Origin of the sequence: Allobosea sp. BK604 (assembly GCF_004341515.1) — a bacterium.
Classification (GTDB): Bacteria; Pseudomonadota; Alphaproteobacteria; order Rhizobiales; family Beijerinckiaceae; genus Allobosea.
This window is the reverse complement of record NZ_SLZF01000009.1, coordinates 250300-274617: the sequence shown is the minus strand read 5'-3', so window position 1 is coordinate 274617 and position 24318 is coordinate 250300. Positions and strand designations below refer to the sequence as shown.

General features: G+C 66.0%; 28 protein-coding genes. 9 read left to right on the top strand and 19 right to left on the bottom strand.

Annotated features, from left to right (window positions below; genetic code table 11):
- Positions 1-12: 12 nt before the first annotated feature.
- The 7 genes from EV560_RS26365 to EV560_RS26335 form a co-directional block, all read right to left on the bottom strand.
- Complete coding sequence (locus EV560_RS26365) at positions 13-780, bottom strand: enoyl-CoA hydratase/isomerase family protein (protein WP_131858805.1); 768 nt, start codon at positions 778-780, stop codon at positions 13-15.
- Positions 777-1994 (bottom strand): CaiB/BaiF CoA transferase family protein, encoded by a 1218-nt coding sequence (locus EV560_RS26360; protein WP_131858804.1) that lies wholly within the window; start codon positions 1992-1994, stop codon positions 777-779. Before EV560_RS26360 ends, EV560_RS26365 begins: the two co-directional genes overlap by 4 nt.
- Positions 1991-3169 carry an extracellular solute-binding protein gene (locus EV560_RS26355; protein ID WP_131858803.1) on the bottom strand — a complete coding sequence of 393 codons (1179 nt, stop codon included), beginning with the start codon at positions 3167-3169 and terminating at the stop codon, positions 1991-1993. Before EV560_RS26355 ends, EV560_RS26360 begins: the two co-directional genes overlap by 4 nt.
- Before the next feature lie 34 nt (positions 3170-3203).
- Positions 3204-3995: an IclR family transcriptional regulator gene (locus tag EV560_RS26350; protein ID WP_131858802.1), complete on the bottom strand. Its 792-nt coding sequence runs from the start codon at positions 3993-3995 to the stop codon at positions 3204-3206.
- 1 nt (position 3996) lies between these two features.
- Complete coding sequence (locus EV560_RS26345; protein WP_165923635.1) at positions 3997-4986, bottom strand: TRAP transporter substrate-binding protein; 990 nt, start codon at positions 4984-4986, stop codon at positions 3997-3999.
- A gap of 123 nt (positions 4987-5109) precedes the next feature.
- Positions 5110-6381 carry a TRAP transporter large permease gene (locus EV560_RS26340; RefSeq protein ID WP_131858800.1) on the bottom strand — a complete coding sequence of 424 codons (1272 nt, stop codon included), beginning with the start codon at positions 6379-6381 and terminating at the stop codon, positions 5110-5112.
- A 3-nt stretch (positions 6382-6384) separates the two neighbouring features.
- On the bottom strand, positions 6385-6891 hold the full coding sequence (locus EV560_RS26335) for a TRAP transporter small permease (RefSeq protein ID WP_131858799.1): 507 nt from the start codon (positions 6889-6891) through the stop codon (positions 6385-6387).
- Positions 6892-7022: 131 nt separating this feature from the next.
- Here EV560_RS26335 and yddG point away from each other — a divergent pair, with 131 nt between their 5' ends.
- Positions 7023-7907 carry an aromatic amino acid exporter YddG gene (gene yddG / locus EV560_RS26330; RefSeq protein WP_131858798.1) on the top strand — a complete coding sequence of 295 codons (885 nt, stop codon included), beginning with the start codon at positions 7023-7025 and terminating at the stop codon, positions 7905-7907.
- Between the two features lie 537 nt (positions 7908-8444).
- Here yddG and EV560_RS26325 read toward each other — a convergent pair.
- Entirely contained in the window at positions 8445-9164 is a 720-nt protein-coding gene (locus tag EV560_RS26325; protein ID WP_248312218.1) for an HAD family acid phosphatase, read from the bottom strand.
- A 215-nt stretch (positions 9165-9379) separates the two neighbouring features.
- Between EV560_RS26325 and EV560_RS26320 the strand changes: the two genes are divergently transcribed.
- From EV560_RS26320 to EV560_RS26310, 3 genes are read left to right on the top strand one after another with little or no spacing between them, the layout of a single operon-like run.
- Complete coding sequence (locus EV560_RS26320; protein WP_131858797.1) at positions 9380-10666, top strand: flavin-containing monooxygenase; 1287 nt, start codon at positions 9380-9382, stop codon at positions 10664-10666.
- Between the two features lie 36 nt (positions 10667-10702).
- Positions 10703-11119, top strand: a complete 417-nt coding sequence (locus EV560_RS26315) for a RidA family protein (protein ID WP_131858796.1) — start codon at positions 10703-10705, stop codon at positions 11117-11119.
- Between the two features lie 4 nt (positions 11120-11123).
- Complete coding sequence (locus tag EV560_RS26310; RefSeq protein ID WP_131858795.1) at positions 11124-11798, top strand: DUF1028 domain-containing protein; 675 nt, start codon at positions 11124-11126, stop codon at positions 11796-11798.
- Between the two features lie 23 nt (positions 11799-11821).
- On the opposite strand, the gene EV560_RS26305 is transcribed toward EV560_RS26310, so the two are convergent.
- The 6 genes from EV560_RS26305 to EV560_RS26280 form a co-directional block, all read right to left on the bottom strand.
- Positions 11822-12775 (bottom strand): LysR family transcriptional regulator, encoded by a 954-nt coding sequence (locus EV560_RS26305; RefSeq protein WP_131858794.1) that lies wholly within the window; start codon positions 12773-12775, stop codon positions 11822-11824.
- Between the two features lie 46 nt (positions 12776-12821).
- Positions 12822-13970, bottom strand: coding sequence for an acetylornithine deacetylase (gene argE / locus EV560_RS26300; RefSeq protein WP_131858793.1), 1149 nt, complete (start codon positions 13968-13970; stop codon positions 12822-12824).
- A gap of 187 nt (positions 13971-14157) precedes the next feature.
- Complete coding sequence (locus EV560_RS26295) at positions 14158-14856, bottom strand: ABC transporter ATP-binding protein (protein ID WP_131858792.1); 699 nt, start codon at positions 14854-14856, stop codon at positions 14158-14160.
- On the bottom strand, positions 14843-15643 hold the full coding sequence (locus EV560_RS26290) for an ABC transporter ATP-binding protein (RefSeq protein ID WP_131858791.1): 801 nt from the start codon (positions 15641-15643) through the stop codon (positions 14843-14845). The genes EV560_RS26295 and EV560_RS26290 overlap by 14 nt, the downstream gene beginning before the upstream one ends.
- 2 nt (positions 15644-15645) lie before the next feature.
- Positions 15646-16821 carry a branched-chain amino acid ABC transporter permease gene (locus tag EV560_RS26285; RefSeq protein WP_131858790.1) on the bottom strand — a complete coding sequence of 392 codons (1176 nt, stop codon included), beginning with the start codon at positions 16819-16821 and terminating at the stop codon, positions 15646-15648.
- Positions 16822-16825: 4 nt separating this feature from the next.
- Positions 16826-17743: a branched-chain amino acid ABC transporter permease gene (locus EV560_RS26280; RefSeq protein WP_131858789.1), complete on the bottom strand. Its 918-nt coding sequence runs from the start codon at positions 17741-17743 to the stop codon at positions 16826-16828.
- A gap of 391 nt (positions 17744-18134) precedes the next feature.
- Here EV560_RS26280 and EV560_RS26275 point away from each other — a divergent pair, with 391 nt between their 5' ends.
- The 4 genes from EV560_RS26275 to EV560_RS26260 all read left to right on the top strand — a co-directional run bounded on the left by EV560_RS26275 (position 18135) and on the right by EV560_RS26260 (position 21199).
- Positions 18135-19271 (top strand): branched-chain amino acid ABC transporter substrate-binding protein, encoded by a 1137-nt coding sequence (locus EV560_RS26275; protein ID WP_131858788.1) that lies wholly within the window; start codon positions 18135-18137, stop codon positions 19269-19271.
- Positions 19272-19886: 615 nt separating this feature from the next.
- Positions 19887-20372, top strand: coding sequence for a hypothetical protein (locus tag EV560_RS26270; protein WP_131858787.1), 486 nt, complete (start codon positions 19887-19889; stop codon positions 20370-20372).
- A 55-nt stretch (positions 20373-20427) separates the two neighbouring features.
- The gene (locus tag EV560_RS26265; RefSeq protein ID WP_165923634.1) at positions 20428-20754 is read left to right on the top strand and encodes a helix-turn-helix domain-containing protein; all 327 of its coding nucleotides are present in this window, start codon (positions 20428-20430) and stop codon (positions 20752-20754) included.
- 4 nt (positions 20755-20758) lie between these two features.
- On the top strand, positions 20759-21199 hold the full coding sequence (locus EV560_RS26260; protein ID WP_131858785.1) for a hypothetical protein: 441 nt from the start codon (positions 20759-20761) through the stop codon (positions 21197-21199).
- Between the two features lie 18 nt (positions 21200-21217).
- Here EV560_RS26260 and EV560_RS26255 read toward each other — a convergent pair whose 3' ends face one another.
- Complete coding sequence (locus EV560_RS26255; RefSeq protein WP_165923633.1) at positions 21218-21574, bottom strand: curlin repeat-containing protein; 357 nt, start codon at positions 21572-21574, stop codon at positions 21218-21220.
- A gap of 149 nt (positions 21575-21723) precedes the next feature.
- Here EV560_RS26255 and EV560_RS26250 point away from each other — a divergent pair, with 149 nt between their 5' ends.
- Positions 21724-22041 carry a hypothetical protein gene (locus EV560_RS26250; RefSeq protein WP_131858783.1) on the top strand — a complete coding sequence of 106 codons (318 nt, stop codon included), beginning with the start codon at positions 21724-21726 and terminating at the stop codon, positions 22039-22041.
- A gap of 51 nt (positions 22042-22092) precedes the next feature.
- On the opposite strand, the gene EV560_RS26245 is transcribed toward EV560_RS26250, so the two are convergent.
- Genes EV560_RS26245 through csgH form a run of 4 tightly spaced genes read right to left on the bottom strand, consistent with a single transcriptional unit; the run spans position 22093 to position 24242 of the window.
- On the bottom strand, positions 22093-23034 hold the full coding sequence (locus tag EV560_RS26245; protein ID WP_465247040.1) for a CsgG/HfaB family protein: 942 nt from the start codon (positions 23032-23034) through the stop codon (positions 22093-22095).
- A 57-nt stretch (positions 23035-23091) separates the two neighbouring features.
- Positions 23092-23391, bottom strand: a complete 300-nt coding sequence (locus EV560_RS26240; RefSeq protein ID WP_131858782.1) for a curli assembly protein CsgF — start codon at positions 23389-23391, stop codon at positions 23092-23094.
- A 36-nt stretch (positions 23392-23427) separates the two neighbouring features.
- A complete protein-coding gene (locus EV560_RS26235; protein ID WP_131858781.1) occupies positions 23428-23928 on the bottom strand; it encodes a hypothetical protein in 501 nt (166 codons plus the stop codon).
- The gene (gene csgH, locus EV560_RS26230; RefSeq protein ID WP_131858780.1) at positions 23913-24242 is read right to left on the bottom strand and encodes a curli-like amyloid fiber formation chaperone CsgH; all 330 of its coding nucleotides are present in this window, start codon (positions 24240-24242) and stop codon (positions 23913-23915) included. Before csgH ends, EV560_RS26235 begins: the two co-directional genes overlap by 16 nt.
- Positions 24243-24318: the final 76 nt, after the last annotated feature.

The window sequence follows — 24318 nt, the reverse complement described above, 5'->3', positions numbered from 1 at the left end:
GTCCCGGGAATCTCAGCGCGCCGCGGAGCGCGCGACGAAGGCGGCGACGCGCTCCTGCCCGTCCGGGCTTTCGAACAGCGCCTGCAGCGCCTGCGCCTCGAGGTCGAGCCCGGCCTGCAGCTCGCTCGCCTGGGCGGCGCGGTTGAGGCGCTTGAGTTCGAAGACGGCGGCGGCAGGGTGCTTCTGGAAGCGGGCCGCCAGCGCGAGCGCCACAGCGACGACATCCTCGTCCGTAAGTTCGCAGACGAGCCCCCAGGCGGCATAATCCTCCGCCGGCCGATGCTCGCCCGTCGCGAGCAGCTCGAAGGCGCGGTTCGGCCCGATCTTGCGGGTGAGGCGTTGCGTGCCGCCCCCGCCCGGGACGAGGCCGAGCTTGACCTCGGGCAGGCCCATGCGGGCGCCGCGCCGGGCCACCACGAGATCGCAGGCCAGCACCATCTCGAAGCCGCCGCCGAGCGCATAGCCGTTGACCGCCGCGATGACCGGCTTGGCGTAGCGCTCGATCCGCTCGTAGAGCGCGCGGCCGCGGCGCTGGAAGGCGCGGAAACCGTCGGCATCGAGCGTGGCATATTCCTTGAGGTCGGCGCCGGCCATGAAGGCCTTGCCCTCGCCGGTCAGGATGACCGCGCTGATCGCCTCATCGCCCTCGAAGCGCTCCAGCGCGGCCAGGAACTCGGCGACCATCGCCGTGCTCATCGCATTGAGCTGGTCGGGCCGCGCGAAGCGGATGATGCCGGTCGCGCCGACGGTGTCGACCTTGATCGTCGTTGCGCTGCTCATGCGGCCTTCTCCGTCGCGGATGACTGGAGATCGCCGATGATGCCATCCGCGATCCAGGCGTCGATCTCGTCCTCCGCGAAGCCGAAACCGGCCAGGATCTCGCGGCTGTGCTCGCCGATCCGCGGCGCCGGCCGCCGGATCTCGCCCGGCGTCTCCGAGAGGTCGACGGGGATGTTGACCGTGCGCACCGTCCCGGCGCTCGGATGCTCGTAGCTGGTGAAGGCGCGCAGATGTTCGGCCTGGTCGAGCGTCGCGACATCCTGCAGGCTGTTGATCTCGCCGGCCCAGAGGCCTGCGCCGAGCAGGCGCTCGACCCAATGCGCGGTTGGGCCCGTGAGCGTCCGCGCCTCGATCAGCGCGTGCACGGCGTCGCGTTCGTCCCAGAGACGCTGGGCGTCGCAGGCGGCGAGCTCGGGCAGGTCGAGCAGTTCGGCCAGGCGCTCGACCGGGTTCATCGAGATCGTCATCCAGCCGTCCGAGGTCTGGTAGACGCCGAACGGCGCCGGCATGCCGGAATGGGCGATGCCGGATGCCGGGCGCTCGAAGCTCTTGCCGAGCGTCATCGCGAAGAGCAGCTCCTGGCCCTGATGGGCGAGGCAGGCGCGCAGCATGTCGACCTCGATATGCTGGCCGCGGCCGCTCTTCATCCGGTGGATCAGCGCCGCCAGCACGGCATAGACGATGTGGTAGGAGCAGAGCTGGTCGGCGAGCGAGATGCCGAGCGGCGTCGGCCGTCCGTCCTTGCTGCCGGTCACGCTCATGAAGCCGCTGATGCCCTGCAGCAGCAGGTCCTGGCCCGGGCGCCCGGCCATCGGGCCGCTCGCGCCGTAGCCGGAGCTGGAGCAATAGATCAGCGCCGGATTGACCGCGGCGAGATCGGCATAGCCGAGGCCGAGCCGCTCCATCACGCCCGGGCGGAAATTCTCGACCACGATATCGGCCTTCGCGGCCATGGCGAGGACGATCGCGCGCGCCTCCGGCGTCTTCAGGTCCATGGCGAGGGAGCGCTTGTTGCGGTTCCAGGCCAGGAAATGCGGGCTCTCGCCATTGATGCGCGCGTTGAAGAAGGGCGGCAGGCGCCGGTAGAGATCACCTTCGCCGACGCGCTCGATCTTGATGATATCGGCGCCGAGATCGCCCAGCATCTGCGTGGCCAGCGGACCGGCCAGCAGATGGCTGAAATCGAGCACCGTCAGGTGATCGAGCGCGCTCATGCCTGGGCCGGCTCCAGCGCCAGGATGTGCTCGTAATGCGCGCTCAGCTTGTCGATCGCCGCCTCGCGGCTGAAGGCGCCGCGCAGGCGCGCATTGATGATCTCGCCGCCCTCCTCGAAGAACGGCACGAAGCCGTCGAAGCGCGGGCGCAGGAACGATTTGTCGAGCGTCTCCAGCGTGTTGCGGAAGAAATTGTTCGCTTCGGCGTTGACGCGCTCGTCGAGCCAGGCGCTGCGGCTGCCGGGCTGGCCGCCGGCATCGAAATAGGCGCCGCGCTGATGCGCCGGGTCGTGGACGAAGCGCAGATAGCGGCCGATCGCCTCGAAATCCCGGGCGCTGCTGGTCACGGCGCAGCCGGCGCCGCCGAGCAGCGCTCCGGCCCGCGGGTCGCTGCCGGGGCCGGCGACGTTGGTGAACAGGATCGGCCTGGCCACGCCCTTGCGGGAATAGTTCGAGTAGCCGAAGGCGTAGGAGATATAGGCGATCTCGTCCGTGGACGACATGGCGTTGTAGCCCTGGATCGGGTTCCAGTCCGGGGACGAGGGATGGCTCGCCGCGACCAGCTCCTCGACATAGGCGAAGGCCTCCTCCAGCGCGCGTCTCTCCCAGAACTGGCCCGGCTCGGCGCCGAGCGGCTGGCCGAGATTGGCGGTGAAGGAGAGGATCAGCGACATCGCGTCGGTCGGGCAGGCGGGGGTCGCGATCGACTTGCCGGCGGCGCGCGCGGCCTTGGCGAGCGCGATCGTCTCGCCGAAGCTCTGCGGTGCCTCGTGCTTCAGCGCGGCCATGATGTCGGGGCGGTAGGAGGCGACCTGCGAGGCCGCGTCGGTCGGCAGGCCGTAGACGCCGCCATTCCAGTGATAGGAGACGCTGCTCTTGCCGACGCTGTCCTGCAGCATGGCGTCGACGGCGTCCTTGCCGATGATCGGCGTCACGTCGATGAGGCAGCCCGAGGCGGCGCCATGGCCCACGAAAGGATGGTCGGCGACGATCAGGTCGTAGCGTTCCGCCAAGGCGTCGATCGGCTGTTCGCCGAACTGCTTCAGGCTGCGGCGCTCCCAGACGACCTCGATATCCGGATTGGCCGCCTGGAAGGCCGGCACATTCGCCGCAAGGCAGTCGAAGCCGCGGGGATGATCCCAGGAAATACCGCGAATGGTGCGAAGAGGGGCCATTATTCCATCTTGTTTCTGGAGGGGGAGGGGAAGCTCAGCCGGGATGGTGGCCGAGCGCGTTGGAGATCTCGCGGGTGCCGGCCGCGATCAGCGCCGAGGCTTCCTCGGTCGACACGTCGAGATGAACCTGCGGCAGGAACGGGCTGGTCAGCACGGCGGCGATCCGGCCCTGATGGTTGAAGATCGGATAGGTGATGTTGGTGATGCCGCTGACGATGGCGCTGGTCCGGACCTCGCAGCCGGTGCGCAGCGCCTCGGAACAGCGCATCTCCAGCTCCTCGCGCGAGACATCGGACTGGACCGTCATGATCCGGTCGATCATGCCGCGCCTTGCCTCCTCCGGCTGGTAGGCGAGGAGGACGAGGCCCGAGCTGGTTTCCCAGACCGGGAACTGCGCGCCGAGGCGCACCGCATAATGCATCGGCGTCGGCGCGCTGACCTGCGCCACGACGAGGATGCGCAGGTCGTCCATCACCGCCAGATGGCAGGACTGCATGGTCGAGGCGGCGATCCGGTCCATCACCGGCGTCGCCGCCGAGACCAGCGCCTTGGTCGGCGGCCTGGTATGGGCGAGGTTGAACAGCATCATCGAGAGCCGGTAGCGCTCGCTCTCGGGATCGCGCTCGACATAGGCGCGGCTCTCCAGGCACTGCATCACCCGGAAGATCTCGCTCACCGTGCGGTCGAGCGCCGTCGCGACGGCGCTCATGCTGAGGCTGTCCGGCGACCGGGCCAGGAGCTCGATCACGTCGAGCCCCTTTTCGAGCGCCGGCACGGCGTAGCGGCGCACGCCGTCCCGGTCCTTCTCCAGCTCGGCCGCCGTCATCTCAGTTCCCGCCCATCGCGGCGCGGACCTTGGAGACGAGGTTCGGCGTCCATTTCGGGAAGGCCTTCTCGATCGGCTCGGCGCGCTTGGCGAAGGCCTCGCGGTCGATATCGGTGATGATCGTCATGCCGCGATCCTTGAGGATCTGGACATTGGTGTCGTAGCCCTTGGCGGTGTCGTCGCTGATGAAGTCGCAGGCCTTCTGGCTCTCCTCCGTCACGACCGCCTGGTCGTCCTTCGACAGGCCGTTGAAGGCCGACAGGCTCATCACCACCGGCGACACGTCGACGATATGGCCGGTCTTCATGTACATCTTGGCGTGCTCGTAGTGCTTCTGGTCGACGATGGCGTTCGGTGGCGCCTCGGCGGCGTCGATCACGCCCTGGCTGAGCGCGCTGTAGATTTCCGGCCAGGGCATCGGCGTCGGGGTCGCGCCCATCGACTTGGCGAGCTCGGTGTAGATCGTGACCGGCTGGACGCGGAATTTCAGGCCGGTCATGTCGGCCGGCACCTTCACCGCCTTGTTGCGGGTATAGAGGTCACGCGTGCCGAAATAGACGTGGCAGAGGACCTTGAGATTGTTCTTCTCGAGCGACTTGGCCCATTGCTTGGGGATGTCGCTGGCGAGGAAGGTCTTCACCTGGGCGAAATCCTTGAACAGGAACGGATAGACCAGCACCGAATAGTCCGGGACGTAATCGGCGAGCACGCCGACGCCGATCTGCCCGATCATCGCGCTGCCCAGGCTGATCTGCTCGCCGACCGCCGTGTTCTCGCCGAGCTGGCCGCTCGGGAAGACGCCGACCTGGACCCGGCCGGAGGTGCGGCTCTCGACCGCCTCCTTGAACTTCAGCGCGCCCAGGTTCACCGAATGCTGCGGCCCGTTCATATGCGCGAAGCGCAGCTGCGTCGGCTTCCCCTGCGCCTGTGCCGCGGTCGCGGCGAGGGCGCCGAGCGCCGTCGCGGCCAGAAGCTTCACCAGATTCTTCATCGATATCCTCCCTTGGTCGTTCGGCGACATCCAGGGTCGCCTTCTGGTTCGGCTGGATGATCCAGCTGCTTGCTTCGCAACGGCTTTTTCCGAAAACCGCGATCCGGTTCTCGGGCCGATGCGCTAGAAATAGGCCAGCCAGGTGGCCGTCTGCGGCACGAAGATGATCAGCAGCCCCGTCGCGATGATCGCCGCCAGGAAGGGCAGGCATTCGCGGAAGAACGGCCCCATCGGCACCTTGGTGATGGCGCAGGTCGTGGCCATCAGCGTGCCGACCGGCGGCGTGATGCCGCCGAGCAGCGAGACCAGCACGAAGACGACGCCGTAATGCACCGGGTCGACCCCCGCGGCCGTCACCGCCGGCAGGAACATCGGGGCCAGGATCAGGATCATCGGCAGGCCTTCGATGAAGATGCCGACGACGAAGACGAGCACGCAGATCAGCATCAGCAGCAGGTGCGGCTCCGTCGTGATCGCGATCAGCTGCTCGGCCACCGCCTGCGGGATCCGCTCGAAGGTCAGGACGAAGCCGAGCGCGCCCGTCGCCGCCAGCACCAGCATGATCGCGCCGGTGGTGGCGGCCGTCGTCCAGATCGCGCTGTAGATCTCGGCCCAGCCCGCCTCGCGGGTCACGGCGCAGAAAACGAGCGCATAGATCACGGCGACCGCGCCGGCCTCGGACGGCGTGAACATGCCCAGCCGAATGCCGAATGCGATGACGAGGGGCAGCAGCAGCGCCGGCAGCGAGCCGATGAAGGTGCGGCCGACGGCGCCCCAGCCGAGCCAGGCGGTGTCGCCGCCATAGCCGCGGCGCTTGGCGACGATATGCGTCGCGATCATGAAGGCGACGGTCAGCAGCAGCGAGGGGATGATGCCGGCCAGGAACAGCGCGCCGATCGAGGTATCGGTGACGAAGCCGAACATCAGCAGGCTGATCGAGGGCGGCAGCATGGCCGCGGTGAAGGCCGAGGTCGCGGTCACCGCGGAGGAGAAGGCCGGATCGTAGCCGCGCCGCGTCATCTCCGGCACCAGCATCTTGGCGTCCATGGCCGCATCGGCATTGGCCGAGCCGCTCATGCCGCCCTTCAGCGTGCTGACGACGACGTTCACCTGCGCCAGGCCGCCCGGCATATGGCCGGTCAGCGCCGTCGCGAAATCCATCAGGCGGCGCGAGATGCCGCTGACATTCATCAACTCGCCCGCCAGCAGGAAGAGCGGGATGGTGATCAGCGGGAAGGGCTGCGTCGCGTTGACCAGCGCCTGGATCACGCCGAGCGGCATCAGCCCCGGCTCGGCCATGACGAAGAGGATGGCGGCGCCGAGGATGACCAGGGCGATCGGCATGCCCGTGATCATCAGGCCGGTGAAGACGGCGAAAAGGCCCGTGCTGCCCACGTCTCAGACCTCCAGCGGGGTGGGGGCGGGCGCCCTGACGACGCCGACCAGGCGGGCGAGGTCGTAGACGATCCAGCCCATGTAGAGCGCGGAGCCGGCGGGCACGGCGGCATACATCCAGGCCATCGACAGGCCGAGCGTCGGCATCTCGACGCGGGTTCGCCCGGCCAGAACCCAGGCATACCAGCTGATATAGGCGAGCACGGCGAGCGAGCAGGCATGGGCCAGGATCTGCAGCAGCCGCAGCGCGTTCGGGCCGAGATAGGGCGTCAGGATGTCGGCGCCGAGATGGGCCGCCTGCGCCGCGCCGCCGGCCAGCGACAGGAAGACCAGCCAGACGAAGAGCAGCGAGGCCAGCTCGTAGGAATACAGGATCGGCGCCCCCAGCCCGTAGCGGAAGAGCACGGCGACGGCGATGAGCAGCGCGATCGCGATCAGCAGGCCGACGAGCACGGCGCGGTAAAGCCCGATTGCCACGGCGAGCCCCCCGGGCGGGTGGCGGGTAGTCATGCGCGTCCTCCAGTATTTTTATATATGAATTTTATTTTCACAGATGAGTAGACGCGTGCTAGGCCTCCGTCAACACGCTTCGAGCGGCTTTGTGGGGGGACGGACATGGCCGATCACGGCCTCGCGCTGGCATGAGCGGGCAGGCGGCGACGCTGATCGGCTCCTGTGCCGTGCTGCTCTGGTCGACGGCAGGGCTGTTCACGGTGCTGTCCGGCCGCATTCCGCCGCTTCAGCTGGTGGCGATGACCTTCTTCATCGGCGGGCTCTTCGTGCTTGCGATTGCCGCCATGCGTGGCCGGCTGCGCAGGACGCTGCCGACGCGCGCCTCGTTCCTGCTCGGCCTTGTCGGTCTTCTCGGCAACAGCGCGCTGTTCTTCGCCGCCATCAAGACGGCGCCGCCGGCCGAAGCCAACCTGGTCAACTATCTCTGGCCGCTGCTGATCGTGCTCTTCGCGGCGCTGCTGCCGGGTGGGCGCCTGATGCCCCGGCATCTCGCGGGCGCGTTGCTCGGCCTATGCGCGAGCGTACTCCTGCTCGCCGATGGCGGGCCCGATGCCGGCCTTGCGCTCGGCCATGGCCTGGCCTTCGCCGGCGCGATCGTCTGGGCCGGCTACTCGGTGCTCTGCCGCAACCTGGCGGCGGTCCCTTCGGAGAGCATCGCCCTCACCATGCTCGGCTGCGCCGTGCCGGCCATCGCGCTCCACGGCCTCGTCGAGACGACGCACTGGTCGCCGAATGCCTGGGAATGGCTGGGCGTGATCGGGCTCGGACTGGGCGCGAACGGCCTTGCGATGGCGTGCTGGGACATCGGCATGAAGAGGGGGGACGTCGCCCTGCTCGGCGTCGTCTCCTACGCGGCGCCTGTCCTGTCGACGCTCGCGCTCGTCGCGGCCGGCTTCGCCACCGCGGGCTGGACGCTGGCCCTCGCCTGCCTGCTGATCATGAGCGGGGCGCTGGTGGCAAATGCCGGCGGGGCAGGGTTTCGGCGGCGGGCCAGGCCACAGTCGGCAGGTTGAGGGTTGTGCGTTCGGCATAGCGAGAGCCGGGCTTCGGCCGAGCTGCCGGTTTCCAGGCTGTGCTTTTCACCATCCATGCCTGGCGGCCGCAACTGGCACTTTGCTGACGCGTGGAACGTCCGGTTTCGGGCGGTTCATCGGGGGGCCGACGGCGGATCGCTACCTGGGTTGTGTCCCCGCGCATGTCAATTTCTGGCAAATACCAGATTGATCGGAAGAGAATATGCCGAAGTATAGGCAATAACCGCTCAGATTGCCTGTACATGTTTCGATCAGAACAAGGCGAATACTATATCTCATATCGAAGTGATGGACTTGATCTGATTCAATTCAACCTGGCAGACGCCAACCGCTAACCTCAGGCCTGGAGAGTAACGATGGAATGGGAAGACGGGCTACTCCAAATACTGTAGCCATCAAATTAGCCTCAATCTCGATGGTCAAACGGGAAGAACGTGCGCTCTCCAGCAGCGATCCCACGCCGCCGGTGAACATTCTCATAGAAAATCGCGCGCGGTCCGACGCCGATCATACCTCTCACGGCACGCGGTAGAACGGATTGGGAAGAAGGAAGATCTTCCGTGCGTTCCCGCCAAAGAGATCGGAGGGTTGGTCCCCGATATTGGCGATGATGGTGTAGCCTTCCGCTTCGATGGCTGCGCGAACAGGAGCCTTGAAATCTACCGCCGACGCGAAGGAGCTGCCCTCAGGAACCATGTAGAGTTTGACGAAGTCTGTGTAGCCGGCGGCGCGCAGGTTGCGCTCGGTCGCCTCCCTCTGATTTTCCGGTCGCCCGGTTATAAAGAAGACGGCGATACCACGGGCCTGCGCCTTGCGGGCGAGATTCTGGATCGGGGCGATGGGCGTACTGCTGGCAAGCAGATCCCAGCTCGCCCATCCGCACGGTGCCGTGGAACCCGAGACGCAGGGGCCGGCAATGGGCCGGCCAAAATTGTCGCGACGAATGACTTCCCAATTTGAGAGCGCGGTCTCGTCGACGTCGAGCACGAGCGCCGGTCGGGCGGCGTTTGGAGCGGTCTGAGCCATCCATTCGTCGGCGAGGTTAGCGATGCGGGCAACCTCGCGCTCATAGGCCCCTTCATCGTGATACGCCGCGGCAGCGAGCATCGCGTCGCCGACATTCAGCGGCTGTGACGACGGCGCGACCATCACGCCGTCCGACGCCTGAGCGCTCATCACACAAAGGCCCAAAATGGCTCCGGCGATAATGCCCACGCCGCTTCGCAGTATGTTCACTGGCCTCTCCCCTGCTATCGCCGGATCCGCCCGCAGTAACCTTCCCATCGATCAGTCTGTAACGCCAGCTCCAGTTAGCGGTCCTACCCGACCGTTTCGGGGCTTCCTAAGCACTGCCGCAAGATTTCATATTTTTCCGCGATCGAGCCGCCCATTAGACCAGTGCCGTGACGCGTCCCAGCGGCGGAGCGCGAGAAAATCGGCAAGGGCGGACAATGTCAGTTGAGAAGATAGACACGCTCGTCATCGGCGCCGGCCAGGCGGGGCTCGCGATGAGCGAGCATCTGAGCCGCAGCGGCGTGCCGCATCTCGTGCTGGAGAGGCATCGCATCGCCGAGCGCTGGCGCTCGGAGCGCTGGGACTCGCTCGTCGCCAACGGCCCGGCCTGGCATGACCGCTTTCCCGGCATGACCTTCACCGATGTCGAAAGCAGCGTCGGGCCGGACGATTTTCCGGGCAAGGAAACCGTCGCCGATTACTTCGTCGCCGTTGCCAAGAAGATCGAGGCTCCCATCCGCTGCGGCGTCGAGGCGCTGAAGCTCGAACGCAATGCGGGCCGCTCCGGCTTCCGGGTCGAGACCTCCAAAGGGGTGATCGAGGCCGAGCGCGTCGTGGCCGCGACCGGCCCCTTCCAGACACCGGTCATCCCCGCCGTGGTTCCCGAGCGGGCCGGCTTGCTGCAGATGCACTCCACCGGCTACCGCAATCCCGCGCAATTGCCGGATGGTGCGGTGCTGGTCGTCGGTTCCGGCTCGTCCGGCACCCAGATCGCAGAAGAGCTGATGCAGGCGGGACGGCGCGTCTATCTCTCGGTCGGCCCGCATGACCGGCCGCCGCGGGGCTATCGCGGCCGCGACTTCTGCTGGTGGCTGGGCGTGCTCGGCAAATGGGATGCGACCACGCGTGAAGCGGGCAAGGAGCATGTCACCATCGCCGTCAGCGGCGCACATGGCGGCCACACCATCGATTTCCGCCGCCTCGCCGCCCAGGGCATGATCCTGGTCGGGCGCACGGAATCCTGCACGGACTGCGTCGTCCGCTTCGCTCCCGATCTCGTCGAGAACCTGCGGGCCGGCGACGAGAACCATGATGCCCTGCTCGACGAGGCGGACGCCTATGTCGTCCGCAACGGCCTCGACCTGCCCGAGGAGCCGCAAGCCCGCGACCGGGTGCCGGATGCCGACTGCATCGCCAAGCCCATTCTGGCGCTCGATCTCGCCGAGGCCGGCATCGGCAGCATCATCTGGGCGACCGGTTTCACCGCCGATTACAGCTGGATGCGGGTCGACGCCTTCGACGAGAGCGGCAAGCCGCGGCACCAGCGCGGCGTCTCCTCGGAACCCGGCATCTACTTCCTCGGCCTGCCCTGGCAGTCGCGGCGCGGCTCCAGCTTCATCTGGGGCGTCTGGCACGATGCGAAATACGTGGCCGACCAGATCGGGATCCAGCGCCAGTACATGGCCTATGACGCCGCCGCCCGCGGCGAGCTCGAGCCGGCCTGACGCGACATACTTCAACAGACACCGATGGAGGCCGAGATGGCGCATACCCGCATCCGCAAGTTCAACACTAAGGATACCTACCCGGAACAGAAGCTCGACAACGACCTCGCCCAGGCGGTGGTCACCCAGGGCGGCAAGATCGTCTGGCTGCGCGGCCAATGCCCGCAGAATCTCGACGATGCCAAGAACATCGACAGCCACGACCCGGTCGAGCAGACGCACAAGGTCATGCAGAACATCAAGCAACTGATCGAAGAGGCCGGCGGCACGATGGAGCATCTGGTCAAGGTCGTCGTCTACATCACCGACGTCCGCCATCGCGAAGCGGTCTACCGCACCATTGGCCAATACATCAAAGGCGTGCACCCGGTCTCGACCGGCCTCGTCGTGCAGGCGCTGGCGCGGCCGGAATGGCTGGTCGAGATCGACGGCACGGCCGTCATCCCGGAGTGATCGCATGACATTCTCGCTGGTCGCCCGCTGCGCCCGGACCGGTATGTTCGGGGTCGCGATCTCCTCATCCTCGCCGGCGGTCGCGGCGCGCTGCTCCTATGCGCGCGCCGGCGTCGGCGCCGTCGCCTCGCAGAACGTCACTGACCCGACGCTGGGCCCGCTGGCGCTCGATCTGATGGAAGGCGGCATGAGTGCGGCCGAGGCGGTCGCGGAGGTGCGCCGGCGCGGCAAGTTCATCGAATACCGCCAGGTTCTGGCGGTCGACCGCGATGGCGGGACGGCGATCCATTCCGGCCCGAACTCGCTGGGGATCTGGACGCAGGCGCAAGCGCGGGACGTCGCCTCCGGTGGCAATCTTCTGGCCAATGACGGCGTGCCGCAGGCGATCGTCGACGGATTTCTCTCCGCCTCCGGCCATCTCGGCGACCGGCTGATCGCGGCGATGCGCGCCGGCCTCGCTGCCGGCGGCGAAGCCGGGCCGGTTCATTCGGCCGGGCTCAAGATCGTCGACAAGGTCAGCTGGCCGGTCGCCGATCTGCGCAGCGACTGGACTGAAGACTGCCCGATCGAGGCGGTGGCTACGGCCTGGGAGGTCTACAAGCCCCAGCTCGACGCCTATATCCAGCGCGCGCTCGATCCACGGCAGGCGCCATCCTACGGCGTGCCGGGAGACGAGTGAGCCGCAGCGGTCTTGAAAACGCTCTAGGATTCGACGCGCGGCCGATCCGTCATGACCGGCGCGATCATGCCGGGGATGTAGGCGCGCGAAATGCGCGCCTCGCAATGCGCCTGGAAGGCCTCGATCAGCTTGGACTTGGCGAGCCCGGCCAATGTCGCGACGCCGATCGTCATCGGGCGGTGCTGGCCGGCGAGCCGTATCGAGACCAGCTTGCGCCCGTCGAGCGAGTGATCGGAGCGCGGGCGCACATTGAACAATGCGTAGCCGGCGCCGTTGGCGACCATCGCGCGCACCAGATCCGGATAGGCCGAGCGCGCCGCAATCGTCGGCACCACGCCGGCGGCCATGAACAAGGCCAGGAAGTATTCACGGCTCAGCGGCAGATCGAGCAGCACGAGCGGCTGCTCTGCGAGCTCCTCGAGCGTGACGGCGCTCTGCTGCGCCAAAGGGTGCGTATCCGCCACCACGATATGGGGGGGCAGGCTGACCAGCGGCGTAAACGCGATGTCGTCGGGGACTTGCAGATCGTAGGTCAGCGCCACATCGACCTCGGAGCGGCGCAGCCCCCTCAGGAGATCCTCCTGGTTGCCCTCGACATGGCGGATCGCAGTCTCGGGGAAGGCCGCGATGAAGCCGTTGCTGAGCTCCGGCACCAGCATCGGCGCCAGCGTCACCATGCAGCCGAGCGAGAGTGTGCCGCGCACGGTGCCGATTGTTTCCGAGGCGATGGTGTAGAGGCTTTCGGCCTGGCCGACGACCCGCTTCGCCTCGCTCAGCAGCGCCCGGCCGACCGGCGTCAGCGACAGGCCCTGGGCGTGATGGCGGATGAAGAGCTGCGCGTTCAGCTCCCGCTCCAGATGCGAGATCGCGGTCGAGATCGACGGCTGCGAGATATGGATCATCTCGGATGCGAGGGTGATGCTGCCCGTCTCGCCGGCCGCGATGAAATATTCGAGTTGGCGCAAGGAGAACCGCATCTGGCCAGCATAAAGCACGATAGAAGCGGGCCGGCAAAGCGGTGGATCAGGCCGCGATCCTGTCGAGCAGCCGGTCCATCATCCGGTCGCAGGCCGCGAGCTGGTCGAGCGCGATGAACTCGTCCGCCTTGTGCCCCTGTTCCATCGAGCCCGGCCCGCAGACCAGCACCGGGGTTCCCAGCCGCTGGGAGAACAGCCCGCCCTCGGTGCCGAAGGCCACCTTGCACAAGGTGCTGTCATCGAGGATCCCCCGCAGGAAGGCGACGGCCTCGGAGGCCGCCGGCATCGCCAGTCCCGGATAGTCGTTCAGGCGCTCGAAGCCGATCCCGGCCTCCGGGAAGCGCTCGCGCCGCGCCGCGACGAGGGCGGCCGCCTCGTCCATCAGCCGGGCCAGGATCGCCTCGGGGTCGTCCTCGGCGACGTTGCGGATCTCGAAATCGATCGTGCAGCGCTCCGGCACGATGTTGAGCGCGGTCCCGCCCGCGATGCGCCCGGCATGCAATGTGGTGTAGGGGATGTCGTAATCGTCGTCGCGCGGGCCGTCCCGCTCGATCTCGTTCTGCAGCCCGCGTAGCGCGCCGACGAAATCGCAGGCGAGATGGATGGCGTTCAGCGCGTTCGGCGCGAGGGCGGAATGCCCGGTGACGCCGCAGCAGGTCGCTCGCGCCGCGAGCTTGCCCTTGTGCCCGGTCGCGATCGCCATCGCCGTCGGTTCGCCGATGATGGCGAGCTTCGGCCGCAGCGGCCGGCCTGCCAGCCGGTCGATCAGCGAGCGTACGCCGACGCAGCCGATCTCCTCGTCATGGCTGAAGGCGAGATGGAGCGGCGTTTCGAGTTCGCGCGTCGAGGCGCGCGCGGCAAGCGCGAGAGCCGAGGCGACGAAGCCCTTCATGTCGGCCGTGCCGCGTCCGTAGGCACGACCGTCCGCGACCTTCAGCCGAAACGGGTCGTGGCTCCAGGCCTGGCCGTCCACGGGCACGACGTCGGTGTGGCCGGAGAGCATGACGCCCGGCCGGTCCCTGGGGCCGATGGTGGCGAACAGATTGGCCTTGCGCCCGTCCTCGGCCTCGATGATCTCGCTCTCGATGCCGTGCCCGGCGAGGAAGTTGCGCACGAAATCGATCAGCGGCCGGTTCGGATCGCGGCTGACGGTGGCAAAACCCACCAATGTGTCCAGGATCGTCAGCGTGTCCATCGCCGCTCCGCCTTCGCCTGCTCGATCCGCTTGTCTTGACGCATTTTCGTCACGCGAACCGGTGTCCACTCCGCTCGAAGATGCTCTAGAGCATTTCCGCGTTTCTCCGAATCGCGAAAATTCTCTATCTACTTGTTTTGACGCATTTTCTTCACGCGAACCGGTATCCACTTCGCTCGAAAATGCTCTAGAGATACAGGTGCCGCACGGCGTCGCTGCCGAGCAATTCGGCGGCGTTGCCCGCCGCCATGACCCGCCCCTTGGTGAGCAGGATGCCGCGATGGGCGATGGAGAGCGCCATCTCGGCGTTCTGCTCGATCAGCAGGACGGTCGTGCCAGTGCGGTTCACCGCCGCAACCGTGTCGAAATACTCGTCGATCAGCTTCGGCGAGAGGCCGAGCGAGGGCTCGTCCATGATCACGAATTGAGGCTTGCCGATGAGCGCGCGCGCCAGCGCCACCATGGCCTGCTCGCCGCCCGAAAGCGTGCCGGCGCGCTCGCGGATGCGCTCGCGCACGCGCGGAAACAGCTCCAGCATCTCCTCCAGCCGCTCCTCGAAGCCGGCCTGGTGCCCCTGCGCCTCATAGCCCAGGCGAATGTTGTCGCGCACCGAGATGTCGGCGAAGAGGCGCCGGCCCTCCGGCACGAAGCCGACGCCGAGCGCACTCAGGGCCTCCGTCCGCGAGCCCTTGAGGTCCTGCCCCATGATCGCGATGCGGCCGCGTGCCAGGGGCAGCAGCGCCGAGATCGCCCGGAAGATCGTGGTCTTTCCGGCCCCGTTCGGTCCGAGAATGCAGACCAGCTCGCCCGGCTCGACGCTGAGCGAGACGTCGCGCAGCATCGCCACCACGCCGTAATTGGTGTCGACATTCTCAAGCCTGAGCATGCTGCGCTCCCTTCCGGCCGAGATAGGCCTCCTGCACGCGCGGGATCAGGCGGATCTCGTCATAGGTGCCCTCGGCGAGCTTCTGGCCGTAATCGAGGACCAGCACACGCTGCGGCAGCGACGCGATCAGCCGCATGTCGTGCTCGATGATCATCAGGGCGAGGTCCGGGCGCTCGGCGCAGACCGAGCGGATATCGTCCATCAGCGCGTCGGTGTCGGCATCGTCCATGCCCGAGGAGGGTTCGTCGAGAAGCAGGACCTTGGGCTCGCTGGCCAGTGCGCGGGCGATCTCCAGGCGCCTGCGGTCGGCCTGCGGCAGCTCGCCCGCCGGCCTGTGGCGCTGGGCATACAGCTCGCGCGAGACGGCCTTCAGCAGGCGCTCGGCCAGCTCGGCCGCCGCGTTGAGCTCGGCTTCGGCCTTGCGGCGGTTGAAGATCGCGTCGAACACCCCGGTCTTCATATGGGTGTGGCGGCCGATGATGACGTTGTCGAGCACCGAAAGGTCGGCGAAGAGCCGGCTCGACTGGAAGGTGCGTGCGATCCCCTTGGCGACGATGCGATGCGCCGGCTGGCCGTTGAGCAGCTCGCCTTCAAGCCGCACCTCGCCGGAGGACGGCACATAAAGTCCGGTGATGATGTTGAGCAGGGTCGACTTGCCGGCCCCGTTCGGCCCGATGATACCGAGCACCTCGCCTTTGCGCAGGGAGAAGTCGACCTCGGCCATGGCGACCAGGCCGCCGAAGCGCATGGTCAGGGCCTGGCCTTGCAGAATGATGGCGCGGTCCATGGTCAGCCTCCGTAGCGGCGCAGCCGCTGCGGGAAGATTCCCTGCGGGCGGATCATCAGGAAGGCGATCACGGTGATGCCGAAGAACAGGATGCGGTAATCCGAGAAGGCGCGCAGCTTCTCGGGCAGCAGCGTCAGCAGGAAGGCGCCGACGATCACCCCGAGCGTGTTGTCCATGCCGCCCGCGATGACCATGGTCATGATCGTCACCGATACCAGGAAGGTGAAGTTGTCGGGCGAGATGAAGCCGACATAGAAGGCGTAGATCGTGCCGGCGAAGCCGGCGAGGAACGCATCCACCGCGAAGGCGAGCACCTTGTACCAGGTCGCGTTGATGCCCTGGCAGCGGGCCGCGAGCTCGTCCGCGCGCAGCGCGTTCCAGGCCAGGCCGATGCGTGAATGGTGCAACCGCCCGGCGAACAGGATCGAGACGCCGACGAGCAACGCCGAGAGGTAATAGAAATTCGCCTGGGACGGCAGCGAATGCCCGAAGATCACCAGCGGCGAGGCGAAGGAGTGGCCGAACAGCTCCGGTGCCGGGATGCCGACCAGCCCGTTGGGGCCGCCGGTGAATTCCAGATTGTTGAGGAGCTGGTGCACGACGACGCCGAAGGCGATCGTCACCAGCGCCAGATAGCTGTCCCGTGTGCGCATCGAGGGGATGCCGAGCAGGAAGCCGAACAGGGTCGCGACCACCGCGGAGGCCGGCAGCGCCAGCCAGAAGCTGACGTCCCACTGCAGGGCGAGCAGGGCCGAGGCATAGGCGCCGATGCCGTACGAGGCGCCGGTGGCGAAGTTCGGAATGTTGGCGCTGCCGAGCTGGAAGTTCAGCGCCAGCGCCAGCACGGCATAGAGCTGCGCGATGATCAGCAGATGCAGCGCATAGGTGCTGTTCTGCAGCACGAAGGGAAAGACGAGCACGATCGCCATGCCGAGCACTGTCGCGAAGCGCCGGTTGCTGCCGAAAGCCTGCTCGATATTGGTCTCGATCGCCGGCAGGCGCTGCATCGCGACGAGCACGCCGCCGAACAGGGCGAGGAGTCCGACGACCGCGCGCCAGTCGTCGACCAGCAGGAACTGGCGCAGGAAGGCGGCGCCGGCGATTTCCGTCAGCGCGACGAGCGTGAGGCCGCTGGCGATGCCGAGCGTCGCGCGGGCGGGGACTGTCAGATCCGTCATCGGCTCAGACCTTTTCAACGACGGTGCGGCCGAACAGGCCGGCCGGCCGGAACACCAGCACGCCGATCACCAGCAGGAAGACGAAGACGAGGCGATAGGCTGCGCCATTCGGCACCACCGCCTGCACCAGCGTGTCGAGCCCGGCGATCACCAGGCTGCCGATGATCGCACCGGGCATCGAGCCCAGCCCGCCGACCACCGCCGCGGAAAAGCCGATCAAGCCGACATCGATGCTGAAGTCGAAGCGCACGATGCCGGCATAGCCGGCGAAGAACAGGCCTCCGACGGCGCCGACCGCCGAGGCGATGAAGAAGGTGATCCGGAAGATCTTTCCCGGCGCGATCGAGAGCAGGCGCGCCGCGTCGCGGTCCTGCGAGACCGCCTTGATATGAAGGCCGAGCCGGGTGTTGCCGAGCAGGAAGAACAGCCCGGCGACGCACAGCACCGAGGTCGCGATCGCGACGAGGTTGAAGGCCGGCACCGTCACGCCGAGCATCTCGACGCTGCCCCGGACGAGGCGCGGCACCGCATGCGGGTTCGAGCCGTTGGGGAAGAGATGACGGATCAGTTCGCGCAGCACGATGCCGAGCGCGACGGTGGCGACGAGCGCCATCATCGCGGGCGCATTGCGGAAGCGCTGGATGACGAGGAAGTCGAGCACGACGCCGAGCAGCCCCGTCAGCGCGATGGCCAGCGCGACGCAGAGCAGCATGGCGCCCGGCGTCGCTGCAGCCCCGAGCGCCGTCGCGAAGGTCTGCACCAGCGCGAGCGCCAGGAACGGCGCCATAAGCGCGACGTCGCCGTGGGAGAAATGGATGATGTTCAGCACGCCGAAGAGCAGGCTGAACCCGACCGCGATCAGGGCATAGATCGAGCCGAGCGTGATCCAGTTCAGGATCTGTTGCAGAAGCTGCTCGGTCATCCCGTCCCTCTCTTTGTCTTGGCGAGCGCCTTGTGGCCGCTCGCTCGGCTGTGCACCAGCCCGCATGCGGACAGGAGTCGTAATTTCGGAATCTCTGCTTTGCTTGTGTTGAGGCAGCTTGTCGGGCGGGTTCGGTCCACACTTGGGCCGCTGGAGCACTTCCGCGTTTCTCCGGATCGCGCAAGCACTCTATCTCTTTGGTTTGACGCATTTTCTTTACGCGAGCCGGAACCCACTTCGCTCGAAAACGCTCTACTTAGGCAAACCGAGACCGGGGGTTCGAAATATCCGATTTGCTTCGCGTTTCCGGAAGGGCGGATTGTCCGGCCGAAGCATCCTCGGGATCGGCATGGCTGACCGCTGGAGCTCGAAATCCATCCTGGAGGGGATCATGTTGTTCAAGTTCGGCGCCGGCCCCGGCTCAATTTCAGCAGTGCTGCGCATGTCGGCTGTCGCTGCCGCGGTGACGTGGGGCGCTGCGGCCGCCTGCGCTCAGGAAACCGTCAAGATCGGGTTCATCGGCCCGCTGAGCGGCGGCAACGCCCAGCAGGGTCTCTCGGCCCGCAATGGTTTTCAGCTCGCCATCGATCAAGCGAACAAGGCCGGCCTGCCCTTCAAGCTCGAGGCGGTCATCCTCGACGACGCCGCCAATCCGCAGACCGGCGTCGCCGCGGCCCTGAAGCTCACCAACGATCCGCAGGTGCTGGCCGCGACCGGCCACTGGAACAGCGGCGTCGCGCTGGCCACCATCCCGGTCTTCCAGCGCGCCGGCGTGCCCTTCATCGTCTGGGGCGCCATCTCGCCCAAGGTCACCGAGCGCAACAACCCGATGGTCTCGCGCGTCGTGACGACTCTGGTCAACACCAACGAGCCGCTGGCCAAATGGGCCGTCGCCAATGTCGGCAAGAAGATCGCGATCGTCTCCGACACCTCCGATTACGGCGTCGCCAACACCCAGAATTTCGAGAAGTTCTACAAGGCTGCCGGCGGCACCATCCTCACCGCCGAGGCGGCGCCCGTCGGCACCACCGATTTCCGCGCGCTGCTGACCAAGATCAAGGCCGGCTCGCCGGACGCGATCTATTTCGGCGGCGTCGTGACCGAGGCTGGCCTGGTGCGCCAGCAGATGGTCGAGCTCGGCATGGCCGTGCCGATGATCGGCGTCGACGGTTTCCATGACGCGGAATTCATCAAGATCGCCGGCCCGGCCGCCGAAGGCACCATCTCGGGCATCGTCAAGGAAAAGGGCAATCCGCAGCTGGAGAAGCTGACCAAGGATTATCAGGCCGCCAATTTCGCCGAGCCGGCGACGACCTACACCAAGAACGCCTTCGATGCCGCCAACATCATCGTCGCGGCGATCAACAAGGCTGGCACCAAGGACAAGGCCGCCATCGCCAAGGCGATCCGCGAGACGCAGTACGACGGCGCCATGGGCCACACCAGCTTCGACGAGAACGGGCAGACCAAGCTGCCGGTCGAGCTCGAGCTGCGCACGGTCAAGAACGGGGCGTGGACGACGCGCTGACAGTGGCATCCTGAGCTGTCGCTCTCGGAAGCGGGTTCGCGGAGGACGCGGGCCCGCTTCATTCGATTCTGGGACATTGCATCGCTTTTTAAGTTCTGCGCGGCCGTTTGGACGCCGTCACGGCGGTCCTGGCTGCCGATGCTTGTCTCGATCTCCACAGGAAGGGCATAGAGGTCCATGTCGTGCCGGTGGCGGCCGGGCCGAGCTGCGCGAGCGCAGATGTTCGTCCTCCGGCTCGATGCCCGCAGCCACGTGACGCGCTCCGTCGCCGTCTCGACGAGAATATTGAGCTGAGCGGCCCGCTCTCGCGGAGCGACTTCTATCGGCCGCAGGCAACGGCGCCCAGTTTGATGGATAATGAGCCCTTCGACCGGCTCAACCGACAACGTCTGGTCGCGGGCTGAAGATCGATGGCTTTCGACAAAACAGCGCCCTTGATGGATAGCGGCTCGACATCGGCGGCGACCGCGATGATGATGACATCAAAGCAAATTCGCTTAAGTTCGATCCATATCCGGCTGCGGGGGCAATCAGGATGCCTGGCTAGTTGTTCGATGCGGGCAGGGCATCTGCGTAGTCAGATCGGAGATTGTATTTCAACAAATCCTGGAAGTAATGACAACGATATCGAGCCTGGTCGATCGCGGCGTGATCATCCCGATCACGGTCGCACTTGACAAAAGCGAGCAGCCGATGCGCTTGCTTTACGCGACGCCGACTTTCATCGCGTGGTTGGGCGAACAGGCGAAGTCAATAGAAAAGTCTCCTATAGGTTCCGATCTTACTCCCATTGAGCAGATAGAGAGCATTTTTTACACGTTTGTGAGCGGAAAACCACTTGTCTACTCACGGCAATTCAGGTTCATTCGTTCCGAGCCCAACGCCGTCTGGGAGCTGAAGACTCCGGACACCCGAATATTCGGCTGGTTCATGATGAAAGATTGTTTCGTAGCGGTCTTTGGTGATTGGGCAGATAAGGTCAAGGACCATGACCTTTATCGTGGCTACCGCCTGGAGATAAGGCGACTCCGACGTGAGCTAGGCATAGAAAAATCGCTTTGCGTTACGGAGGTCGACCCAAGTGAAGTTCTTTCGCTTTGACATCGGGGCAAGGTCAATTGCGGCAAGTCGGTTCATCGGAGGTGTAAGGGGGGAGTTGCTGAAGGCACTGGTGGAACGGAAGGATGGCGGCCTGACGCAGCAGGCACTCGCCCAGAAGCTGGGCATGTCGCGAACCGAATTGAATCGTCAGCTCAGCGGCAGCGCGCCACTTTCATTGCGGGTGATATCCGGGATGGCCTGGGCGCTCGATCGCGAGATCGTCTTCGAGCTGCGGCCAAAGAGCGACCGCCCCGGCCAGAACCAATTCAGCGACACGGCAACGCTCGAGACCGATACGCGGACGATCGGCGAAGCCTCCAGCAGTTCGACATTGCCGTCGCGTCCGGCCATGCGTATCCGATCCCCCGCGAGCGCGAAGTAGACCGATGAACCGCTACGGGTACTCGATTTTCTGCGATGATATTCGCAACGAAGTGGGTGGGAAGCTGAGTTTTGTCGGTTGCTACAACGCGGTGATGTTCGTTCCGCAGAGTTTTCCCTTCGTGCTGCCGAAATTCTGCGTTCACCTCCACATCCTGTCGCCGGCTCACCAGCCGTTTCGGTCCATTCTCGCGCGCTGCTATGCGCCGACATTGAGCGACCCGATCGCGAGCGAGCCGATCGAGGCGCCGGACGAGGCCGTTCAGGGACGCATCATCGAGGAGATGGGCACCGTGGAAAAGGTGCCGCGCTTCATCGTCGCCGCTGCGAGCCTGATCTTCACGCCCCTGGAAATTCTCGCCCCCGGGCTGATCAGCGTGCGCGCGCTCGTTGACGACGATCCCGAAGAGCTGAAGATCGGCTCGCTGCGGGTCGTGAGCAAATGAAGGCGCGGCCTTAAGGATTTAGCGGGCTCGCGCGGTTTGCGAGACCATGGCGACATTTCCCTGCCCCCGCTGAGTGACGAGTGCGTAGTTTCCCGCCCCCTGCTGCGCGATGACGGCCTGATTCTGGCTGCCGGTCTGGACGATGCGGGCGCTATTCTGGTCCTGGCCCGCGCTGTTCTGGACCGGGGGCAATGCCAGGGCCTTGGCCTGCGACAACGGGATCGGGTTGCTCAGCAAGGAAGCGGCACGCGAAGCCTTCTCGTTGGCGACCTGCCGGAACGTCGCCTGCTGCACGAAGGCTTCGGCCGCAATGGCCGGTGCGGCGGAGAGCAGGGCTGTGCAGCAAAGAAAAACCGGCGCGCTCGTCTTGAACATTGGACAGACCTCTGTGTGAGATGCCAATATTCCGCGGATGCGTGAAGGATCGGTTAGTGCAATCATCTTGCACTGTTGAGCGCGAGTGGAAGCTCTTGCCCCGGTCGCTTCAGAACTGGCGCCAGCGAGGCCGCCCGAAGGGAGCACATATGCAGCGCTTGATTTCGATTGCGGCCGTCGCCGCCGCTACGAGCCTGCTCTCGGGCTGCGTTCAACATGCCGCGGCGCCCGTTTCACCCAAGGCCCGAACCGGCGTCGTCACCGGGCGAGCGATCGCGCCCGAGGCCAGGGTGGCCCAGGTCAGCGGGCGGGTGCGCACGGATGGCGGCGCGGCGCCGGCCAAGTTGAAACCAGGCCTGGCGGGCAACGGCGGCGGCCCTGCCGCTCCAGCCACCTGCGGACAACAGAATGCTGACAGCCAGGCATGCTACACGGCAACCCAGCAATCGCGTCCGCTATCGCGCTGACATCGCCGTCGCACGACTGGAAGCCGGCCATGCGCGGAGCGAAGTGGCCTGTCAGGAACGCGGTGGCGGCGCCTCCGCGGCGGGCAACGCCGATGTCTTGGTGGGCGCTGCCTGCACCTCGGCCGATTGAAGATCGAAGTTCACCGCCTTCTTCTGTTCATCGAGAGCCCGCATGAAGGCCGCACCCGCTGTCGGGTTTGCGAAATCCCAGAGCTTGGCCTTCACGCCCTCGAAGATGAGAGCGTAGACGGCCAGCTGCACGCCTTCGCGGACCGCAAGTGTTCCCGGCGAATTCTTGGTGAAGCCCGCCTCGACCTGCAAGAGGTGATCGACCTTGGCGAATTTGAAGGCACTGCCCTGGACGAGCACCGAATAGATCGTCTTGGTGGTGGTGACGGATGCGACGACACGGCCGGTTTGGACGCTGACTGCGCGCAGCGCAACCGTGACGATGTCCTGCCGGTACTGGGTGTTGCCACCGATACCGAGATAATTGGCGCCGATACCGCCAGTGGTCTCGTTGGTATCGTAGCCGATGATCCCGCCCTGCAGGAGGATTCCGGCGAAACGGAGCGGTGGCAGACCCTGCGCGTGGCGCCCATCCACCGCGGTGCGCGTGTTCTGGATGATCTGCCGCTCCTGGAGCAGGGGCTGCAGATCGTTGCGCTCGATGACGTTGAACCAGGCGCCGTTGCCGGCCTTGGTCAGTACATCAGACAGGACCGCCGATCCACCCTGCGTGACCGCCCGGGAGAACTCGGCGAAATTGTCGTTCGGCTTGTTCTGCCCGGTCAGGTCAGGAAAGCTGTAGACCGCGACATCGAGCCTCTGCACCGGCGGCGGCAGGGCATCGAGCACGACACCGGTCTTGGTATCCTGCACCATTGTCGCAGGCTGAGCGATCGGATCGCTCGCGGTTCCCGTAAGCACGCAACCACTCGTTGCCAACGCGAGTGTGAGCGCGCCGGCCATACGCAACGAAAACGAAATCATGACGCCGTCGAACCTGTATCAGTTGTGTCAGCTCCAGCCCCCCGACCGGAACCGCCATCAAGGATTGGAAGGAACCACCGGAAGGCCGTTGCCACCAATGACGACGACGGGAGTCGAGCCGGTATTGTTGCCGATATTGCTCAGCGCCTCGTTCAATCCGGACAGATCGGGTGATTGCTGCCCGGACTTGACGCCCTTGCCCTGCGCCTGCGCTGTCGAGAGCAGGAAGCTGCCATTCAGCGCATTGCCGCCGAAGGTCGGGTTTGTCGGCCGGTAGATCTGCTCGCCGGCAAAGACACTTGCCGGCAACAGCGCGCTCGCGGCGATCGATAGGAATAGCAGAACTGGCTTCGTCATCTCGGTACCCCGGTGTCGTTGGAACAGGCATGGACGTCAGCGCTTGATGAGCAGCGCTCCATTCGGCAGTCTTGCGATCAGCATGTTGACCGGCGCCGAGCCGTTCGGCTGCAAGACGCCGACGGACAGGCCCTGTGTGTTGAGCAGGACGAGATTCGATCTCAGATTGTTTCCGGCCTGCACGACGCCGACATTGTTCAGTTGCCCCGCGATGACGCCGACCGTCGAGACATTGTTCGCGCCTGCCTGGATCTGGGCGACCTGGTTGAGCGCCCCGATCTGCAGCGTCCGCGCCAGATTGTTGCCGGCGGCGACGCTTGCTTCCGGCGTGAAACGCTGGAGGCTTGGCGCAGGGACGCCGGCAAAGCCCGGACGCGGGATCGTTTGCTGCGGCACCGGCACGCCGATGGCAGGCAGCATCGCCGTCGCCTGGCTTTGCTGGATATAGGCCGATTCCGCCGCAGCCGGTCCTGAAGCGATCGTTGCGAGGAAGGCTGCGACCAGGCCCGATCGCGCACGGGTCAGGGGAAATTGCATGTGACGCTCCCGTGATCGGTTTCAATGGCGAGCTCGGCCCGCACATGCCCCTGCGCGGAGCGTTCGAGCACGACCGCGGTGAGGATCTGCTCCCCGCTCGACTCGATGCTGAATGCGCCGCTCTGCATGTTCTGGCTGGTGCCGCTCGCGCTCTGCTTCAGCACCATGAACTGGTACTCGCCCCTGTCGGCCTGCGCCGTGCGGGCGAGTGCCTTCAGGCGATAGCCCGTGCCGAGATCCTGGCCGATGATGTCGCAACGCAGCTTGGCGTCACCCGGCGAAGGCCCGGCCGGTTCGGCGCCCGCCGAGGACATGGCGAGGCTCGCCATCAGAAGCGGCAACGCCGCGATGGCAGCAGTCCGACTGCTGGAGACTCTATCGCACCACATG

Coding starts and splice junctions, on each gene's coding strand:
- EV560_RS26245 (WP_465247040.1), bottom strand. CDS start 23,034: ATGATTTCGTTTTCGTTGCGTATGGCCGGCGCGCTCACACTCGCGTTG.
- EV560_RS26295 (WP_131858792.1), bottom strand. CDS start 14,856: ATGCTCAGGCTTGAGAATGTCGACACCAATTACGGCGTGGTGGCGATG.
- EV560_RS26250 (WP_131858783.1), top strand. CDS start 21,724: ATGCAGCGCTTGATTTCGATTGCGGCCGTCGCCGCCGCTACGAGCCTG.
- EV560_RS26310 (WP_131858795.1), top strand. CDS start 11,124: ATGACATTCTCGCTGGTCGCCCGCTGCGCCCGGACCGGTATGTTCGGG.
- yddG (WP_131858798.1), top strand. CDS start 7,023: ATGAGCGGGCAGGCGGCGACGCTGATCGGCTCCTGTGCCGTGCTGCTC.
- EV560_RS26285 (WP_131858790.1), bottom strand. CDS start 16,821: ATGACGGATCTGACAGTCCCCGCCCGCGCGACGCTCGGCATCGCCAGC.
- EV560_RS26335 (WP_131858799.1), bottom strand. CDS start 6,891: ATGACTACCCGCCACCCGCCCGGGGGGCTCGCCGTGGCAATCGGGCTT.
- EV560_RS26290 (WP_131858791.1), bottom strand. CDS start 15,643: ATGGACCGCGCCATCATTCTGCAAGGCCAGGCCCTGACCATGCGCTTC.
- EV560_RS26365 (WP_131858805.1), bottom strand. CDS start 780: ATGAGCAGCGCAACGACGATCAAGGTCGACACCGTCGGCGCGACCGGC.
- csgH (WP_131858780.1), bottom strand. CDS start 24,242: ATGTCCTCGGCGGGCGCCGAACCGGCCGGGCCTTCGCCGGGTGACGCC.
- EV560_RS26275 (WP_131858788.1), top strand. CDS start 18,135: ATGTTGTTCAAGTTCGGCGCCGGCCCCGGCTCAATTTCAGCAGTGCTG.
- EV560_RS26305 (WP_131858794.1), bottom strand. CDS start 12,775: ATGCGGTTCTCCTTGCGCCAACTCGAATATTTCATCGCGGCCGGCGAG.
- EV560_RS26280 (WP_131858789.1), bottom strand. CDS start 17,743: ATGACCGAGCAGCTTCTGCAACAGATCCTGAACTGGATCACGCTCGGC.
- argE (WP_131858793.1), bottom strand. CDS start 13,970: ATGGACACGCTGACGATCCTGGACACATTGGTGGGTTTTGCCACCGTC.
- EV560_RS26350 (WP_131858802.1), bottom strand. CDS start 3,995: ATGACGGCGGCCGAGCTGGAGAAGGACCGGGACGGCGTGCGCCGCTAC.
- EV560_RS26235 (WP_131858781.1), bottom strand. CDS start 23,928: ATGCAATTTCCCCTGACCCGTGCGCGATCGGGCCTGGTCGCAGCCTTC.
- EV560_RS26360 (WP_131858804.1), bottom strand. CDS start 1,994: ATGAGCGCGCTCGATCACCTGACGGTGCTCGATTTCAGCCATCTGCTG.
- EV560_RS26320 (WP_131858797.1), top strand. CDS start 9,380: ATGTCAGTTGAGAAGATAGACACGCTCGTCATCGGCGCCGGCCAGGCG.
- EV560_RS26315 (WP_131858796.1), top strand. CDS start 10,703: ATGGCGCATACCCGCATCCGCAAGTTCAACACTAAGGATACCTACCCG.
- EV560_RS26240 (WP_131858782.1), bottom strand. CDS start 23,391: ATGACGAAGCCAGTTCTGCTATTCCTATCGATCGCCGCGAGCGCGCTG.
- EV560_RS26270 (WP_131858787.1), top strand. CDS start 19,887: ATGACAACGATATCGAGCCTGGTCGATCGCGGCGTGATCATCCCGATC.
- EV560_RS26260 (WP_131858785.1), top strand. CDS start 20,759: ATGAACCGCTACGGGTACTCGATTTTCTGCGATGATATTCGCAACGAA.
- EV560_RS26355 (WP_131858803.1), bottom strand. CDS start 3,169: ATGGCCCCTCTTCGCACCATTCGCGGTATTTCCTGGGATCATCCCCGC.
- EV560_RS26255 (WP_165923633.1), bottom strand. CDS start 21,574: ATGTTCAAGACGAGCGCGCCGGTTTTTCTTTGCTGCACAGCCCTGCTC.
- EV560_RS26345 (WP_165923635.1), bottom strand. CDS start 4,986: ATGAAGAATCTGGTGAAGCTTCTGGCCGCGACGGCGCTCGGCGCCCTC.